Annotated in this window: 13 protein-coding genes; 5 read left to right on the top strand and 8 right to left on the bottom strand. The window is 64.5% G+C overall.

Annotated elements, in window-relative coordinates; translation table 11 throughout:
* The first annotated feature begins 55 nt into the window (after positions 1-55).
* The 3 genes from gcl to glxR all read left to right on the top strand — a co-directional run bounded on the left by gcl (position 56) and on the right by glxR (position 3,952).
* Positions 56-1,822 carry a glyoxylate carboligase gene (gene gcl / locus PMO31116_RS16770; protein ID WP_150567736.1) on the top strand — a complete coding sequence of 589 codons (1,767 nt, stop codon included), beginning with the start codon at positions 56-58 and terminating at the stop codon, positions 1,820-1,822.
* Positions 1,823-1,979: 157 nt separating this feature from the next.
* Entirely contained in the window at positions 1,980-2,771 is a 792-nt protein-coding gene (gene hyi, locus PMO31116_RS16765; protein WP_150567735.1) for a hydroxypyruvate isomerase, read from the top strand.
* Between the two features lie 191 nt (positions 2,772-2,962).
* The gene (gene glxR / locus PMO31116_RS16760) at positions 2,963-3,952 is read left to right on the top strand and encodes a 2-hydroxy-3-oxopropionate reductase (protein ID WP_425494803.1); all 990 of its coding nucleotides are present in this window, start codon (positions 2,963-2,965) and stop codon (positions 3,950-3,952) included.
* 215 nt (positions 3,953-4,167) lie between these two features.
* Here the strand turns inward: glxR and PMO31116_RS16755 are convergent, their stop codons facing one another.
* From PMO31116_RS16755 to PMO31116_RS16725, 6 genes are all read right to left on the bottom strand, one after another.
* Positions 4,168-5,208, bottom strand: coding sequence for an asparaginase (locus PMO31116_RS16755; RefSeq protein ID WP_150567734.1), 1,041 nt, complete (start codon positions 5,206-5,208; stop codon positions 4,168-4,170).
* Positions 5,209-5,358: 150 nt separating this feature from the next.
* Positions 5,359-6,297, bottom strand: coding sequence for a CysB family HTH-type transcriptional regulator (locus PMO31116_RS16750; RefSeq protein ID WP_150567733.1), 939 nt, complete (start codon positions 6,295-6,297; stop codon positions 5,359-5,361).
* 241 nt (positions 6,298-6,538) lie between these two features.
* Entirely contained in the window at positions 6,539-7,615 is a 1,077-nt protein-coding gene (locus PMO31116_RS16740) for a sulfate/molybdate ABC transporter ATP-binding protein (RefSeq protein WP_150567731.1), read from the bottom strand.
* A 38-nt stretch (positions 7,616-7,653) separates the two neighbouring features.
* Complete coding sequence (cysW, locus tag PMO31116_RS16735; RefSeq protein ID WP_425494802.1) at positions 7,654-8,583, bottom strand: sulfate ABC transporter permease subunit CysW; 930 nt, start codon at positions 8,581-8,583, stop codon at positions 7,654-7,656.
* Positions 8,580-9,443, bottom strand: a complete 864-nt coding sequence (gene cysT, locus PMO31116_RS16730; RefSeq protein ID WP_150567729.1) for a sulfate ABC transporter permease subunit CysT — start codon at positions 9,441-9,443, stop codon at positions 8,580-8,582. The genes cysW and cysT overlap by 4 nt, the downstream gene beginning before the upstream one ends.
* Before the next feature lie 25 nt (positions 9,444-9,468).
* On the bottom strand, positions 9,469-10,500 hold the full coding sequence (locus tag PMO31116_RS16725) for a sulfate ABC transporter substrate-binding protein (protein ID WP_150567728.1): 1,032 nt from the start codon (positions 10,498-10,500) through the stop codon (positions 9,469-9,471).
* 282 nt (positions 10,501-10,782) lie between these two features.
* Between PMO31116_RS16725 and lexA the strand changes: the two genes are divergently transcribed.
* Together lexA and PMO31116_RS16715 are read left to right on the top strand one after the other, a co-directional pair.
* On the top strand, positions 10,783-11,436 hold the full coding sequence (gene lexA / locus PMO31116_RS16720) for a transcriptional repressor LexA (RefSeq protein ID WP_024788530.1): 654 nt from the start codon (positions 10,783-10,785) through the stop codon (positions 11,434-11,436).
* Between the two features lie 169 nt (positions 11,437-11,605).
* Positions 11,606-12,025 (top strand): hypothetical protein, encoded by a 420-nt coding sequence (locus tag PMO31116_RS16715; RefSeq protein ID WP_150567727.1) that lies wholly within the window; start codon positions 11,606-11,608, stop codon positions 12,023-12,025.
* Between the two features lie 31 nt (positions 12,026-12,056).
* Here the strand turns inward: PMO31116_RS16715 and PMO31116_RS16710 are convergent, their stop codons facing one another.
* The gene (locus tag PMO31116_RS16710; RefSeq protein WP_150567726.1) at positions 12,057-13,169 is read right to left on the bottom strand and encodes an enoyl-CoA hydratase/isomerase family protein; all 1,113 of its coding nucleotides are present in this window, start codon (positions 13,167-13,169) and stop codon (positions 12,057-12,059) included.
* A gap of 139 nt (positions 13,170-13,308) precedes the next feature.
* Positions 13,309-15,132: a translational GTPase TypA gene (gene typA, locus PMO31116_RS16705; protein ID WP_150567725.1), complete on the bottom strand. Its 1,824-nt coding sequence runs from the start codon at positions 15,130-15,132 to the stop codon at positions 13,309-13,311.
* Positions 15,133-15,231: the final 99 nt, after the last annotated feature.

Raw genomic sequence — 15,231 nt, 5'->3', positions numbered from 1 at the left:
TACCGGCTTAAAGTGACCTCCAAGCTCAATACTCATTACCCATTGGAGGAGTCACATGGCCAAGATGACCGCCGTAGAGGCCGCCGTCCGCGTGCTGGAGAAGGAAGGCATCACCACCGCGTTCGGTGTGCCCGGTGCCGCCATCAACCCGTTCTATTCGGCGCTGCGCAAGGCCGGCAGCGTGGAGCACGTGCTCGCACGCCACGTCGAGGGCGCGTCGCACATGGCCGAAGGCTATACCCGTGCCGAGGCCGGCAACATCGGCGTGTGCATCGGCACCTCGGGCCCGGCGGGCACCGACATGATCACGGGCCTGTATTCGGCGTGGGCCGACTCGATCCCCATCCTGTGCATCACGGGTCAGGCGCCGCGCGCCCGTCTGTACAAGGAAGACTTCCAGGCCGTCGACATCGAGTCGATCGCCAAGCCGGTCACCAAGTGGGCCGTGACGGTGCGCGAACCGGCCCTCGTGCCGCGCGTGTTCCAGCAAGCGTTCCACCTGATGCGCTCGGGTCGTCCGGGCCCGGTGCTCATCGATCTGCCGTTCGATGTGCAGGTCGCCGAGATCGATTTCGATCCGGAAACGTATGAGCCGCTGCCGGTGTACAAGCCCGCGGCCACGCGCGCGCAGATCGAGAAAGCGATCCAGATGCTGGTCGCCTCCGAGCGCCCGCTGATCGTCTCGGGCGGGGGCGTGATCAATGCCGACGCGGCAGACCTGCTCGTCGAGTTCGCCGAAACCGTCAATGTGCCGGTCGTGCCCACGCTCATGGGCTGGGGCACCATCGCCGACGATCACCCGCTCATGGCGGGCATGGTCGGCCTGCAGACGTCGCATCGCTTCGGCAACGCCACGATGCTCGCATCGGACTTCGTGATGGGCATCGGCAACCGTTGGGCCAACCGCCACACGGGCAGCGTCGATGTCTTCACCAAGGGCCGCAAGTTCGTCCACGTCGATATCGAGCCGACGCAAATCGGCCGCGTGTTCGGCCCGGATTACGGCATCGTCTCCGACGCCAAGGCCGCGCTCAAGCTGTTCGTCGAAGTGGCCCGCGAGCTCAAAGCCGCCGGTCGCCTGCCGGATCGCTCGCAATGGGTGGCGGACTGCCAGAAGCGCAAGCGCACCATGCTGCGACGCACCGACTTCGATCAGGTGCCGATCAAGCCGCAGCGCGTGTATCAGGAAATGAACGCCTTCTTCGGCCGCGACGTGCGCTACGTCTCGACCATCGGCCTGTCGCAGATTGCGGCCGCCCAGTTCCTGCACGTGAACAAGCCGCGCCACTGGATCAACTGCGGCCAGGCGGGCCCGCTCGGCTGGACCGTGCCGGCCGCCATCGGCGCAAAGGTCGCATCGCCGTCGTCGGACGTCGTGGCGATCTCGGGCGACTACGACTTCCAGTTCATGATCGAGGAACTGGCGGTGGCCGCGCAGTTTAAGGTGCCCTACATCCACGTAGTGGTGAACAACTCGTATCTGGGCCTGATCCGTCAGGCGCAGCGCAACTTCGACATGGACTACTGCGTGCAGCTGGCGTTCGAGAACGTGAACTCACCGGAAGTGAACGGCTATGGCGTCGATCACGTGAAGGTGGCCGAAGGCCTCGGCGTGAAGGCGATCCGCGTGTTCCAGCCGAACGACATCCAGCCCGCGTTCGAACAGGCCCGCAAGCTGATGGCCGAGTTCTCGGTGCCGGTCGTCGTGGAAGTGATTCTCGAGCGCGTGACCAACATCGCCATGGGCACGGAAATCAACAACGTCAATGAATTCGAAGAAATCATCGACGTCGTGGAGGAAGACAACACGGTCACGGCATAAGCCGGACACGTGAACGGAATTGCGGGGCGCGCGCGTCCCCTCCGCTTTCGGCTAGACCCCGTGAACGGCCCAGGCGCGCGCTCCGCAACCCGGCATCACCCTTGCATCGAAATCGTCGAAACCACCCCCTGAAAAGAGAAAGAGAGGAGTCAGCGCAATGCCGAAATTTGCCGCCAACCTGACCATGCTGTTCAACGAGGTGCCGTTCCTCGACCGCTTCAAGGCGGCCGCCGCAGCGGGCTTTCGCGGCGTGGAGTTCCTGTTCCCGTACGCGTTTCATCGCGACCAGATCGCCGACAGGCTCAACCAGTATCAGCTCGACCTCGTGCTGCACAACCTGCCTGCGGGCAACTGGGACGCCGGCGAGCGTGGCATCGCCATCTTCCCCGATCGCGTTGCCGAATTCCGCGACGGTGTGGGCGAAGCGATCACCTACGCCAAGGCGCTGGGTGTGAAGCAACTGAACTGCCTCGTGGGCAAGCAAGGCGCGGATCTGTCGACGCAAGCCGCCCAGGAGACACTCGTAGGCAACCTGCGCTTCGCGGCCGACGCCCTGAAGGCCGAGGGCATTCGCCTGCTGGTCGAGCCGATCAACACGTTCGACATCCCCGGCTTCTTTGTGAACCGCACGAAGCAGGCGCTGGAAATTTTTGATGCCGTCGGCTCGGACAACCTGTTCCTGCAGTACGACATCTATCACATGCAGCGCATGGAAGGCGAGCTCGCCAAGACCATCGAAACGAACCTGGCGCGCATCGCTCACGTGCAACTGGCCGACAACCCGGGACGCAACGAGCCGGGCACGGGCGAAATCAACTACGCGTACCTGTTCGCATTCCTCGACCGCATTGGCTACAACGGCTGGATCGGCTGCGAGTACAAGCCCGCCACGACGACCGCCGAAGGCCTCGGCTGGTTCAAGGCAGCGGGTCTTCGCGAAGCGGCGTGATCGAACGGGGCATGGTCGCGCCGCACGTCGGATAGACCGCGACGCGACATCGCCGGCAATCCCCCGTGACAGCGCGTCGCCTCCCCCGGCGGCGCGCAGACGAACGACGGTGCGCCCGTCCCATTTGGCGAGGGCGCTCCGGCTGACCGGGTTTCGACGAGGAAGGGCCCCGCCGGCCGCATGCAGGGGGCATGCGGCCGGAGTCCGGGGCGCGCACGCCCATCACGACGCGCGCGACGGCCTCACACGTTCCGGTATCAGCGACAACACTTCAAACTTTGGCAACAAGGAGTCTCGAAATGGCACAACTCGGTTTCATTGGTCTGGGCATCATGGGCGCGCCGATGGCGAAGCATCTGCAAAACGCCGGTCACAAGCTGTTCCTGTACGAGCGCCGCACGCCCCCGCAAGACCTGATCGACGGTCAGGCAACGGTCTGCACGTCGGCCAAGGAAGTCGCCAAACGTGCCGACATCGTGTTCGTGATGGTGCCGGATACCCCTGACGTTGGCGCCGTGCTGTTCGGTCAGGACGGTTTGGCCGAAGGCCTGTCGGCCGGCAAGATCGTGGTCGACATGAGCTCGATCTCGCCGATCGAAACGAAGGAATACGCCAAGAAGATCAAGGCACTCGGTTGCGAATACCTCGACGCCCCGGTCTCGGGCGGGGAAGTGGGCGCGAAGGCCGCGACGCTGTCGATCATGGTCGGCGGCTCGCAAGCCGCGTTCGACGACGTGAAGCCGTTCTTCGAACTGATGGGCAAGAACATCACCCTCGTGGGCGAGAACGGTGCCGGTCAGACCTGCAAGGTCGCTAACCAGATCGTGGTCGCGCTGACCATCGAAGCCGTGGGCGAGGCCCTGCTGTTCGCTTCGAAGGCCGGCGCCGATCCCGCCAAGGTGCGCGCCGCGCTCATGGGCGGCTTCGCGTCGTCGCGCATTCTCGAAGTGCATGGCGAGCGCATGGTCAAGCGCAACTTCGAACCGGGCTTCCGCATCGCGCTGCACCAGAAGGATCTGAACCTGGCGCTGCAAACGGCGAAGACCCTGGGCGTGTCGCTGCCGAACACGGCCACGGCGCAGGAACTGTTCAACGCATGCGCCGCCAATGGTGGCGCTGCGTGGGATCACTCGGGCATGGTGCGCGCGCTGGAAATGCTCGCCAACCATACCGTCGCGTAACCGGGGCGTTAGCGAGAAAACGAAAGAAGCTGCTGTCAGAGCCGTGTGCAGGATGTCTGAAGACGTACCGGAGTGGACTGGCAGCGGTGCCGACCGGCACCCTGCCAAGCATCACGGCGCAGGTCGGCGAACGCCCGACGGCGCCGTATTTTTTTGCGCGCAGCGCGCGAAACGCACAGCCCCGGGCAGGTGCGCGCGGCGCCGCCGACGGCGACTCAATACTCGTCGAACACGCTCTGCATGCGCTCGCTCGGCACGCCCGCCTGCAACGCCAGCATGAGCAGTACCCGCGCCTTGAAAGGGTGCAGATTCCCGGCGCTCACGAAACCGTACTGATCGTCGGGCGCCGCGCCGTTGCGCATGACGTGTCCGCTGCCCACTCTCGCCGAGCGCACCACGGTCACACCGCGCTGCACGGCCTCGGCCAGCGCCTGCTGCAACAGCGAGTGCAGCGATCCGTTGCCCGTGCCCGCGACCACGATGCCCTGCACGCCTGCCTCGACGAGCGCATCCACGGCAATGCGTGAGACGCCGGCATAGCTCGACACCACCTCCACCGCCGGCAACTCGCCCGAGAGGCCCACGAACTCGCTCTCCACCGTGTGGTACTGCAACGGCGCGCGCTGAAAGGCCACGCGTTCGTCCTGAACCCAGCCCAGCACGCCGATCTCCGGCGATTGGAACGCATCGACCTTGTAAGTGCTCGTCTTGATGACGTCGCGCGCGCAGTGGATCTGATTGTTGATGGCGACCATCACGCCGCGTCCGGCGGAAATCGGATCGGTCGCCACGCGCACGGCGTTGAGCAGATTGAGCGGGCCGTCCGCCGACAGTGCCGTGGCGGGTCGCATGGCCGCCGTGAGCACCACGGGCTTGCGGCTGTTGACCGTCAGATGCAGGTAATACGCGGTTTCCTCGAGCGTGTCGGTCCCGTGCGTGATGACCGCACCGGCGACGTCCGGCTGCGAGAGCAATGCGTTCACGCGTGCGGCAAGCTTCTGCCAGAGCGCCACGCTCATGTCCTTGCTGTCGATCTGCGCAACCTGTTCCGCATGGATGTGCGCCACACTGCCCAACGCCGGCACCGCCGCGAGCAGGTCCTGAACACCGAGCGCGCCCGCCTGATAGCCGGCCGTGCGCGTGGCATCGGGCGCGCTGCCCGCGATCGTGCCGCCGGTGGCGAGCACGGCAATGCGCGGCAGGTCGCCCGACGTCACGGTGTAATGAGGAATGGGGTTGAATGAGGTCAGGGTCATGTCAGCGATTGTATCCAATACTGCGGCGCTGCCCAATCGCTGAAAATATCGATCTCGCGGCCGCGCCGGATCGATATTGCACCGCAGCGAGATGCAGCCGCGCCGGTGCCAGCCCCCCCCGGCGCGAGCCAATCACGCGTCACGCGCCCATCAGGCGGCGAATTCCAGCGCTTCGCGCAGTTGCGTCGAAATTTCCCGCTCCTTGAGTGCGGGTGCGAGCATCTCGATGAATCGGTAGGCGTAGGACCGAAGGAACGCGCCGCGGCGCAGGCCGATGCGCGTGGTGCTCGGCTCGAAGGCGTTATCGAGCGCCAGCACCGCCAGATCCTGGTCCTTGCGGGGATCGACGGCCATTGCCGCCACGATGCCCACCCCCAGCCCGAGTTCGACGTACGTCTTGATCACGTCCGTATCGAGCGCGGTCAGCACGATATCCGGCACCAAGCCCAGCTCGGAAAACGCCTTGTCCACGTGCGAACGCCCCGTGAAGTCGCCGTCATAGGTGATGATGGGATATTCGGCAATGTCGGCAAGCGTGACATTCTCGCGGCCAACCAGCGGATGCCCCTTCGGCACGACCGCCACGTGATGCCACGAGTAGCACGGGAACGTGACGATGTCAGGAAAGCGGTCGAGCGCCTCGGTGGTGATGCCGATGTCGGCCTCGCCGTCGATGACCATCTGCGCGATCTGCCGCGGGCTGCCCTGCCGCAGCGCGAGGTGCACCTTCGGGTACACACTCGTGAATTGCTTGATGACCTGCGGCAGCGCGTAACGCGCCTGCGTGTGCGTGGTCGCGACGACCAGGTGACCGCTGTCCTGCTCGGCGAATTGCCGCGCCACACGGCGCAGGTTCTCCGCGTCGAGCAGCATGCGCTCGATGACCTGCAGCACTGCCTTGCCCGGCTCCGTCAGTCCCGTGAGACGCTTGCCGCGGCGTACGAACACGTCGACCCCGAGTTCGTCCTCCAGGTCCTTGATCTGCTTGCTCACCCCCGACTGCGACGTGTAAAGCGCGCTCGCCGCTTCCGTCAGGTTGAGGTTCTGGCGCACCGCTTCACGCACGTAGCGCAATTGCTGAAAATTCATGATGTCACTCCGCCCTGTGGCTTTCCTGTCCCGGCGCCGGGCAACGCCCGGCGCACGACGTATCCTGTCTTGTTCGCGATGCGTCGCGGAGTCGCTTCCGCTTGTTCCGCTTGTTCCGCTTGTTCCGCTTGTTCCGCTTGTTCCGCTTGTTCCGCTTGTTCCGCTTGTTCCGCGTGTCCGGCGTGTTCCGCTGGCTTCACGCCTTGCGCCCGTCGTCGCGATGCCCCCCCCACCACACGCTTCACGGCTGTGCGCAGAACACCCGCAGATGACGGGGCACGGCCCTGAGCGCCGCGCCGTCGTGCGCGCCAAGCGCCTGCCAGCCTGCCCGCGTCAGCTCGGCCTCCCAAACGACGTTGCCGGGCGCGGCAAGCTCGACGCGCACAGTGCCTCCGAGCGGGATCGCGCGGCGCACCGCGACATCGATGCCCGGGCCGCGGTCGCTCGACGGCAGCAGCGCGAGGTCATGGGGGCGCACATAGGCGATCGCTCGTCCGTCGCGCGCGGTCACAGGCAAATCCTGCACGGGCACCGTTACGCGATACGCCCCGGCGTCCGCGATGAAATCGCTCGTGCGCAGTTCGCCCGGCAGACGATTCGCCGAACCGAGAAACTCGTAGACGAAGGCACTTCGCGGCGTGTCGTAGACGTTCTGCGGCGCGCCGATCTGCGCGATCGCGCCGCGATTCATCAGCACGATGCGGTCGGCCACGTCGAGCGCTTCTTCCTGATCGTGCGTGACGAAGATCGTGGTGATGTGCAGCTCGTCATGCAGCCGGCGCAGCCAGCTGCGCAATTCCTTGCGAACCTTGGCGTCGAGCGCGCCGAACGGCTCGTCGAGCAGCAACACCTTCGGCTCGACGGCCAGCGCGCGCGCGAGTGCGATGCGCTGACGCTGCCCTCCCGAGAGTTCCGCCGGGTAGTGATCGGCCAGCCAGTCGAGTTGCACGAGGCCGAGCAACTCATGCACCTTGCGGCGAATCTGCGTGTCCGACAGCCGCTCGCGGCGTGACTTCACACGCAGGCCGAATGCCACGTTCTCGAACACCGTCATGTGGCGAAACAACGCGTAGTGCTGGAACACGAAACCAACTTCGCGCTCGCGGGTGCCGACTGACGCCACGTCCTCGCCGTTGAGCACCACGCGCCCCGCGTCGGCAAATTCTAGGCCCGCCACGATGCGCAGCAAGGTGGTCTTGCCGCATCCCGACGGCCCGAGCAGCGCGACCAGCTCGCCGGTGGGGAATTCGAGACTGACGTCGTCCAGCGCCGCGAATTCGCCGAAGCGCTTCGAAACCTGCTGTACCTGAATGCTCATCTGTCCTGCTCCTCAATCCAATGTCGGGGCGTTGCCGATCAGGCCGGCAAGGCGTCTTCGCGACGCGCCGCCTTGTCCTGCGCCAGCTTGCGCTCAGCCCACAGTTTCAATGCCAGCGTGGCCAGGGCTAGCAGCGCGAGCACCGAGGCGGCCGCGAACGCCCCGACCGTGTGATAGTCGTTGTATTCGATCTCCACGTGCAGTGGCAGCGTGTTGGTCTCGCCGCGAATGTGGCCGGAGACCACCGACACCGCACCGAACTCGCCCATGGCGCGCGCGTTGCAAAGGATCACGCCGTACAGCAAGCCCCATTTGATCTTGGGCAGCGTCACGCGTGTGAACACCTGCCATCCGCTCGCCCCCAGCACGCGGGCGGCCTCCTCCTCCTCGCCGCCCTGCGCCTGCATCAGCGGAATCAGCTCGCGCGCAACGAACGGGAACGTGACGAACACCGTCGCCAGCACCAGTCCCGGGAGCGCGAAGACGATCTTCAGGTCGTGCGCCTCAAGGAAATTCCACAGCGGCCCCTGACGACCGAAGATCAGCAGAAACGTCATGCCGGCGATCACGGGCGAGACCGAGAACGGCAAGTCGATGAGCGTGGTCAGCACGCTCTTGCCCTTGAATTCGAAACGCGCGATCGCCCAGGAGGCCGCCACGCCGAACGCCAGGTTCAGGGGCACGGCGATCGCCGCGATCGACAGCGTCAGGCGCATGGCGCCAAGCGCATCGTCGTTCGTCAGCCCTGCCCGGTACGCCGTCACGCCCTTGCCCAGCGCGGTCACGAAGACCGACGCGAGCGGCAACACCAGAAACAGCGCGAAGAACACGAGCGCCACCGCGATGAGCAACACCTTGACGAGCGCGGGCTCGTCGGTCGGATCGGCCTTGCGCGTGTGTACCGACTGCGGCATGGCGCGCGAAATTGCGAGGGAATCGGACATGCTCTGGACGTTCTCCGAAGTCATGCGCCGCCGACGCGGCGTCCCGAATGGCGGCGTTGCAGCCACCATTGCAGGGTATTGATCAGAAGCAGCAATACGAACGAGATCGCCAGCATCACCACGGCCAGCGCGGCAGCGCCCGCATAGTCGAATTGCTCTAGCTTGGTGACGATGAGCAGCGACGTGATTTCCGAAACCATCGGGATGTTGCCCGCGATGAAGATCACCGAGCCATACTCGCCAACGGCACGCGCGAAGGCCAGCGCGAAACCGGTCAGCAGGGCGGGCAGCACCGCCGGCAGGATCACGCGACGCAACGTTTGCCAACGCGTGGCGCCCAGGCACGCGGCCGCCTCCTCCTGTTCGCGCTCGAACGCTTCGAGCACCGGTTGGAGCGTACGCACCACGAACGGCAGCCCGATGAACGTGAGCGCCACGAAGATGCCCAGCGGCGTGAACGCAATCCTGATGCCGAGCGGCTCGAACCAGCGTCCGATCCAGCCGTTGGGGGCATAAATTGCGGCCAGTACGATACCGGCCACCGACGTCGGCAGCGCGAACGGCAGGTCGACCAATGCATCGACGAAGCGCTTGCCGGGAAAGGTGTAACGCACCAATACCCATGCCAGGACGAGGCCGAACACGGCGTTGAGCACGGCGGCCGCGAGCGAGATGCCGAACGTGAGGCGGTACGACGCCAGCACGCGCGGCGAGCTCACGGCGGCCACGAAACTCGCCGCGTCGAGCGAACTCGCCTTGACGAAGATCATCAGCAGCGGCACCAGCACCACGAGGCTCAGATATGCCACGGTGTAGCCCATCGTCAGGCCGAAGCCGGGCAAGGCGCTGGGCTTTCGCCAAACCGGAAACCATGCGGTACTCATGCGAGGATCCTCAAGCGCGCGTCGCTCACTTCCTGGTGTAGATCTGGTCGAAGATGCCGCCGTCGGCAAAATGCTTCGCCTGCGTCTTCGTCCAGCCGCCCAGGTCGGCGTCGACGGTGTAGAGCCGCAGCTTCGGATACTGCGCCTCGTACTTCCTTGCAATTTCCGGCGAACGCGGACGATAGAAGTGTCTGGCGGCAATCTCCTGCCCCTGCGCAGAGTAGAGCCACTGCAGATACGCCTCGGCGACCTTGCGGGTACCATGCTTGTCCACGTTCCTGTCGACCACGGCGACCGGCGGTTCGGTCAGAATCGACGAGGACGGCACGACGATGTCGAACTTGTCCGGGCCAAGATCCTTCACCGAGAGCAGTGCCTCGTTCTCCCACGCGATCAGCACGTCGCCGATGCCGCGCTCGACGAAGGTGGTCGTGGCGCCGCGCGCGCCCGAATCGAGCACGCCGACATTCTTGTAGAGCGCCTTGACGAAGTCCCGCGCCTTCTGCTCGTTGCCGCCGGGCTGCTTGAGGGCGTAGAGCCACGCAGCGAGGTAGTTCCAGCGCGCGCCGGCCGACGTCTTGGGGTTCGGCGTGACCACGCTGATGCCCGGCTTGACGAGATCGCCCCAATCCTTGATCTGCTTGGGATTGCCCTTGCGCACGAGCAGCACGATGGTTGACGTGTAGGGCGTGGCGTTGTCGGGCAAGCGCTTCTGCCAGTCCTTGCCCACCAGTCCGGCCTGCGCCAGTTCATCGATGTCGGCCGAGATGCCGAGCGTGACCACGTCGGCCGGTGCCCCGTCGAGCACGGTGCGGGCCTGCTTGCCCGAGCCCCCGTGCGACGCCTTGACCGTGACCGTGTCGCCGGCGACCTGCTTGTAATAGGCTTCGAATGCCTTGTTGTAGTCCGCGTAAAGCTCGCGCGTCGGGTCATACGATACGTTGAGCAGCGAGAGACTCGCCGCATGCGCCTGCACCGTCATCGTCGCGGCAAGCGCCAGTGCGCCCAGCGCGACTGCCAGCTTGTTTGCTTTCCATCCCCGTGCTGCGTTGCTCATGACTTGCACTCCTGGTTTGCTTCGCGTGTGTAGGAGGCCAGTCTATGAGGGCATCTAAATAATTAAAAATAATATTTTTGCTTTTGTTTATGCCGGAATATGGATTAGAGATTGGGGGCTGAAGACGATCGCCGCGCGGAACGCATGCCGGGCGGCAACGTTGCAAACGGCGCAAGAGGCGGCAAAAGCGCATGAACCTCATGCACTACATGAAGTTTTCCCTTGCCTTTTTGCAAACACTGTACAAAAATACAGCCACCTGTGCTTCCATACAGTGATGCCATGATCAAACTTACCGCCCGTCAACAGCAGGTCTACGAACTGGTTCAGCAAGCCATCGAACGCACCGGCTTTCCGCCAACGCGTGCGGAGATTGCCGCCGAACTCGGCTTCTCTTCCGCCAACGCCGCGGAGGAGCATCTGCGGGCACTGGCGCGCAAAGGTGTGATCGAACTGGCCGCCGGGCAATCGCGCGGCATCCGCCTCAAGCGTCTGGACGAAGCCGGCGGTTCGCATCAGTTCACGTTGCCACACATGGGCCTGATGCAATTGTCGCTGCCGCTCGTCGGCCGAGTCGCGGCGGGCAGCCCGATCCTTGCGCAGGAGCACATCGAACGCAATTTCCAGTGCGACCCGAACATGTTCGCGCGCCAGCCCGACTACCTGCTGAAGGTGCGCGGGATGTCGATGCGCGACGCCGGCATTCTCGACGGCGACCTGCTGGCCGTGCAGAAGGCGGCCGACGCCCGTGAGGGCCAGATCGTGGTGGCGCGTATCGGCGACGACGTCACCGTCAAGCGTTTCCATCGCGTGCCTGGCGGGGTCGAGTTGATTGCCGAGAACCCCGACTTCGAGAATATCAACGTCGACGAGGGCAGCGGCGACTTTGCGCTGGAAGGAATTGCGGTCGGCCTGATTCGCAACAACGACCTCTAAGCGCGATCACGGGATCGGCGTTACCTGGCGCCGCCCCCGACTCCCAGAAGACTTTGCTTTTCCGACTGCGCCGGGCTGGGTCCGGCGCCCGTGCCCTGCTGCGCTCGCGATTCGTAAGAACGCGGCGGGACGCGCTCCCTCAGACCCACATTCGAAGAAGGATTGCATCATGGCTCGACTCTTTGGTTTGCTGCGTACGTCGTTTGGTCAACCGCGCGTTCATGCGACGTCGCAGACCCGGCTGTCGGCGGTCTACGGCCTCTCCGCGCTTTCCGGACCCTACGCTTCGGCGCCCGCCATCGCCCGCTCCTACACTGTGCCTGCCCGCACGCGCACCACCGCCCTGCCCCGCACGCTCGTGGCTGCGGCCGCATCGGCATCGCGTCGCGTGTGTCCCGCGGGCAAGGCCGTCAAGGCGTCGCGCGATGTGCGCGAACTGCCGCGACGCGATCTCGCCGCATCGGCAGGCGCCCACGATGTCCGTGTGTATCGCGACGTGTCGCATATCGTGATGGTCGGCAGCATCGCCGATGTCTGCCGCAAGCTCGATCAGGCCGTGGGCGAGCAATTCTGTCAGGCCGCCGTGTGACGCGTCACCCCGGCGAGCGCGGTGCTGCCGGCTATTGCCCGAGGTCGCGCAACGGATGGTCCGCACCTCGACGCTCGCCGTCGAAAAATCGCGCGATGTCCGCGGGCTTCACGTCCTCGATGCGCTCATGCTGCCAACGCGGCTTGTGATCCTTGTCGACGACCATCGCACGGATCCCTTCCACACCCTCGGCCCCGCTGCGGCCATCGAGGTTGAAGACACTACGCATCATCAACCACTCTTCTCGCAAATCGTCCGCCAGCGACATGTGTCGTGCGCGGCGAACTTGCTCGAGCGTCACACATACCATCAGCGGCGAACGTTTGGCGCGCAACAGGTCTTCGGTTTCCTGCGCCCAGCCAGAATACTCGCAGCGCGCCTCGCGCTGGAGCGATTTCAGTATTGTCGGCATGTCGGCCAGACCGAAGTGGCTGTCGATGACATCGCGCAGCGGTGCGAGCTTGCCCGGTGCGAGCCCTGCGGGCGGCAGGCTTTCGCGCACGAACGTGCGTGCCGCATCAAGTACGGCGTCGCTGTCGTCCCACGCCCCGTTCGCCAACCGGTCACACAACACTGGCAGCAACGCGCGCGGCAGCACGACATCGGCCAGACCGATTTCGCAGGCATCGACGGCACCGAATACGATACCCGTGGTACCGAGATACTCCCCGAGATGGCCGGCGAGATTCGCGAGGAAGTAGCCGCCGCCGACATCGGGAAACAGGCCGATCGCCGTTTCCGGCATTGCCATGCGCGTGGCCTCGGTCACGATACGCAGTGCGGCCCCTTGCGAGATCCCCATGCCACCGCCCATCACCACACCGTCCATCAGCGCGATATACGGTTTGGGATAGGTGGCGATCGCGTAGTTCAGCCGGTATTCGTCGGTAAAGAAATCCATGATGTCGGTGCGACCCACGCTCACGGCCTCGTGGAAGTAGCGAATGTCGCCGCCCGCGCACAAACCCTTTTCGCCCTCCCCCTGCAGGACCACACCCAGCACCTGCGGGTCGTCGCGCCAGGCGTCGAGTGCCGACGCCATCGCCCGAATCATGTCGTGCGACAACGCGTTGAGCGCCTTCGGGCGAGTCAGGGTAATGAAGCCGATGCGGCCACGGATTTCGGTGCGAATGAATTCGGTCATATCGGAAACGGGGGCTTTAGAAATGGCAAAGTGGGATGCGAAAAAAAAGCCGGTGCTAGGCACCGGCTTTCTTTCCAACTGACTGGCGTCGATACGCGGCGGCCCCGGGTCCGTCGCACACCGAAACCATCGCCGGCTTTTACTTCTCTTCGCGCGACGCACGCTTACGCTCGTGCTCCTTGAGGAAGCGCTTGCGCAGACGGATCGTTTGCGGCGTGACTTCGACCAGCTCGTCGTCGTCGATGAACTCGACGGCGTATTCGAGGCTCATGGCGATCGGCGGCACCAGACGCACGGCTTCGTCGGTACCCGACGCGCGCACGTTCGTGAGCTGCTTGCCCTTGATCGGGTTGACCACGAGGTCGTTGTCGCGACTATGGATACCGATGATCATGCCCTCGTACAGGGCATCGCCCGGCGACACGAACATACGACCGCGGTCCTGCAGCTTCCACAGCGCATAGGCCACGGCAGCGCCATCGTCCTGCGAGATCAGAACGCCGTTGCGACGCTCGCCCAGCGAGCCATCCTTGAGCGGTGCGTAGGCGTCGAAAATGTGGCTCATCAGGCCCGTGCCACGGGTCATCGACAGGAAGTCGCCCTGGAAGCCGATCAGGCCACGCGCCGGGATGCGATATTCGAGGCGGGTACGGCCACGGCCGTCCGACACCATGTCCAGCATTTCCCCCTTGCGACGGCCGATTTCTTCCATGACCGCGCCCTGATGTTCGTCTTCCACATCGATGGTCAGCATTTCGTACGGCTCGTGCTTCACGCCGTCGATTTCCTTGAGCACCACGCGCGGACGCGACACGGCCAGTTCATAGCCCTCGCGGCGCATGTTCTCGATCAGAATCGTCAGGTGCAGCTCGCCACGGCCCGACACTTCGAAGACGGAATCCTCGTCCGTGTCCTTCACACGCAGCGCCACGTTGTGGTTCAGTTCCTTGTCCAGACGATCGCGAATCTGACGGCTCGTCACGAACTTGCCTTCGCGGCCGGCCAGCGGCGACGTGTTCACGCAGAAGTTCATCGTGAGCGTCGGCTCGTCGACAGTCAGCAGCGGCAGTGCTTCGGGCGTATCCACATCGCAGATCGTGGCGCCGATGCCCACGTCTTCGATACCGTTGATCAGCACGATGTCGCCCGCTTCCGCGCCGTCTTCCGACATCACGCGCTCCAGCCCCTTGAAGGTCAGCACCTGGTTGATCTTGCGCTTGAGAATTTCGCCGTCCGGGCCCGAGCGCATCACCACTTGCTGGCCCGGCTTGATGCGGCCGCGCGTGATACGACCGATACCGATACGGCCAACGAACGTCGAGTAGTCGAGCGAGCTGATCTGCAGTTGCAGCGGCGCGTCCGGATCGGCGTCGCGCACGGGCACATGCTCGAGGATCGCGTCGAACAGCGGCTTCATCGTGCCCTCGCGCACATTCGAATCGAGGCTCGCGAAGCCGTTCAGGGCCGAGGCGTACACCACCGGGAAATCGAGCTGCTCGTTCGTCGCGCCGAGCTTGTCCATCAGGTCGAAGGTCTGGTCGATGACCCAGTCCGGACGTGCGCCCGGACGGTCGATCTTGTTGACCACGACGATCGGCTTCAGGCCAAGGCCCAGGGCCTTGCGCGTGACGAAGCGCGTTTGCGGCATCGGGCCTTCGACGGCATCGACCACCAGCAGCACGCTGTCGACCATCGAGAGCACGCGCTCGACTTCACCGCCGAAGTCGGCGTGTCCCGGCGTATCGACGATGTTGATGTGGGTGCCTTCATATTCGACGGCACAGTTCTTGGCGAGGATCGTGATGCCGCGCTCTTTTTCAATGTCGTTCGAGTCCATCACGCGTTCAGCAATTTGCTGGTTTTCGCGGAAGGTGCCCGACTGGCGCAGCAACTGGTCGACGAGCGTGGTTTTGCCGTGGTCGACGTGCGCGATGATGGCGATATTACGGAGAGCGCGGGTCATGAAGAAGGTGCTCGAAAAAGCCTTTGGAGAATCCGCGATTCTACCACTTGCGCATGTCTGGCGTCATGGCCTTTCTGCGATGCAACAACGCGCGGCGTC

The sequence above is a fragment of the Pandoraea morbifera genome, from assembly GCF_902459575.1.
Classification (GTDB): domain Bacteria; phylum Pseudomonadota; class Gammaproteobacteria; order Burkholderiales; family Burkholderiaceae; genus Pandoraea; species Pandoraea morbifera.
The sequence above is the reverse complement of the archived record's forward strand: the minus strand, read 5'-3'. Positions and strand labels throughout refer to the sequence as shown.

Coding starts and splice junctions, on each gene's coding strand:
- gcl (WP_150567736.1), top strand. CDS start 56: ATGGCCAAGATGACCGCCGTAGAGGCCGCCGTCCGCGTGCTGGAGAAG.
- hyi (WP_150567735.1), top strand. CDS start 1,980: ATGCCGAAATTTGCCGCCAACCTGACCATGCTGTTCAACGAGGTGCCG.
- glxR (WP_425494803.1), top strand. CDS start 2,963: ATGCGGCCGGAGTCCGGGGCGCGCACGCCCATCACGACGCGCGCGACG.
- PMO31116_RS16755 (WP_150567734.1), bottom strand. CDS start 5,208: ATGACCCTGACCTCATTCAACCCCATTCCTCATTACACCGTGACGTCG.
- PMO31116_RS16750 (WP_150567733.1), bottom strand. CDS start 6,297: ATGAATTTTCAGCAATTGCGCTACGTGCGTGAAGCGGTGCGCCAGAAC.
- PMO31116_RS16740 (WP_150567731.1), bottom strand. CDS start 7,615: ATGAGCATTCAGGTACAGCAGGTTTCGAAGCGCTTCGGCGAATTCGCG.
- cysW (WP_425494802.1), bottom strand. CDS start 8,583: ATGACTTCGGAGAACGTCCAGAGCATGTCCGATTCCCTCGCAATTTCG.
- cysT (WP_150567729.1), bottom strand. CDS start 9,443: ATGAGTACCGCATGGTTTCCGGTTTGGCGAAAGCCCAGCGCCTTGCCC.
- PMO31116_RS16725 (WP_150567728.1), bottom strand. CDS start 10,500: ATGAGCAACGCAGCACGGGGATGGAAAGCAAACAAGCTGGCAGTCGCG.
- lexA (WP_024788530.1), top strand. CDS start 10,783: ATGATCAAACTTACCGCCCGTCAACAGCAGGTCTACGAACTGGTTCAG.
- PMO31116_RS16715 (WP_150567727.1), top strand. CDS start 11,606: ATGGCTCGACTCTTTGGTTTGCTGCGTACGTCGTTTGGTCAACCGCGC.
- PMO31116_RS16710 (WP_150567726.1), bottom strand. CDS start 13,169: ATGACCGAATTCATTCGCACCGAAATCCGTGGCCGCATCGGCTTCATT.
- typA (WP_150567725.1), bottom strand. CDS start 15,132: ATGACCCGCGCTCTCCGTAATATCGCCATCATCGCGCACGTCGACCAC.